This window comes from Paucibacter sp. TC2R-5, from assembly GCF_025717605.1.
Taxonomy (GTDB): domain Bacteria; phylum Pseudomonadota; class Gammaproteobacteria; order Burkholderiales; family Burkholderiaceae_C; genus Paucibacter_A; species Paucibacter_A albus.
In genome coordinates this window covers 1-1,603 of record NZ_JAJIRQ010000031.1, presented here as the reverse complement: position 1 = coordinate 1,603, position 1,603 = coordinate 1, and the positions used below count along the sequence as shown (strand labels likewise).

General features: G+C 60.6%; 1 pseudogene. It reads right to left on the bottom strand.

Annotated elements, in window-relative coordinates:
- Positions 1-136: 136 nt before the first annotated feature.
- Positions 137-1,524: pseudogene (locus LNV08_RS22925) on the bottom strand (transposase).
- Between the last annotated feature and the right edge of the window lie 79 nt (positions 1,525-1,603).

Below are 1,603 nucleotides of genomic sequence, written 5' to 3'. Positions count from 1 at the left end.
CTATTCTGTTGAAAAAGTCGTTGATCGGCACGAGCGGGCTGCTGGCAACGCGAAGGCGAAAGCGCGCAACTCTCCTTTTCTTCGTCTGAACCAGGTCTTTCGACCCGGTTTTGAGGTTAGTCGGTGGGGTTTCGCCTCAAGCAGGCGCACCAGTGCCTTGTGGCGGTGGGCCTTGCGGCACCCGCATCGCCAAACGACGCAAGTTCTGCACTACCGCAGCCATCGTGAACTCGTCCATCGCGCCACTGAGACCTCGCAGGCGCAACCGATCCAATCGCAGGATTCGCTTCAGGTGGGCAAACAACATTTCCACTTTCTTGCGTTGGCAGCGCGAGCGCCCGTACTGCTCGGTGGTGGCAATCTTGCGCGCTACATTTCGGGCGGCTTCGTGAACGCTGCGAGCGATCTTGCGCATAGGAGTGTTGGGGCAGCAGCGCTGCTTCTCGGAACAGTTTGAGCAATCTTGTTGGCTGGCGCGATAGATCACCGTGTCAGCCTTGGTGATGTGACTGCGTTCAATCTTGAAGACTCGCCACTGGCTGCGCAGCGGGCGGCCTTGTGGGCAGGTGTATTCATTGGCCTGCTCGTCCCAAGTGAACTCGTTGCTTGAGAGCGTGTCGTCATCGCGCTGCGTGCGATCCCAGACAGGCACATGGGGTTCGATACCTTTTTCGTCCACCATCCAACTCAGCATGGGCGCCGTGCCGTAGGCGGTGTCGCCAATCAGTCGCTCGGGCTTGAGGCCGAACTGCTCCTGCACGCGATCGACCATCAGTTTGGTTGACTCGACTTCGGCAGTGCGGTGGGCCGGCGTGGCCTGGACGTCCATGATCACGCCGTGCTCGGCATCGATGAGGTAGTTCGTCGAATAGGCGAAGAACGCGGGGCCGCCCGTTGCCGCCGTCCAACTCGCTTGTGGGTCGGTCAGCGAAATCTTCTTGGGCAGCACCTTGCCAAGGGCTTCGTCGTCCAATTCCTGCAGGTACTCGCGCACGGCGCGGGTGCATAGCGCCGGATCTTTCCAGTCAACGGACTCGGTGCCGGGCACACCGCGCTGGCTGCTGGCATCGGCCGCCACGATGCTCGCATCAACAGCAAAGCCCTCGGCCTTGACGAGGCCGGCTGCCATGCAGCGCCGCACGACCTCATCGAACAGCCAGCGGAACACGCCGCTGTCGCGGAAGCGCCCATGGCGGTTCTTCGAGAAGGTGGAGTGATCGGGAGCGGCGTCTTCCAGGCTCAAGCGGCAGAACCAACGGTAGGCCAAGTTGAGGTGCAGCTCCTCGCACAGGCGGCGCTCGGAGCGGATGCCGTAGCAGTACCCGACGACCAGCATACGAAGCATCAACTCGGAGTCAATAAACGGGCGGCCGATCTGGCTGTAGTGCTCGGCCAAGTGCTCCCGCGGCCAGCAAAGTCGAGGCAGCGGTCAATGCCGCGCAGCAGATGATTCTGGGGAATGTGGTCTTCGAGGCTGAACGAGTAGAGCAACCGATCTTGCCCACTCGCTTGTCGTCCCATCATCTCGGTGCCCTCCAAGATTCGATTTGCTAACGCGTTAATTGTACGGCATTCGAGCTAATCGAGGTGAGGACTTTTTCAA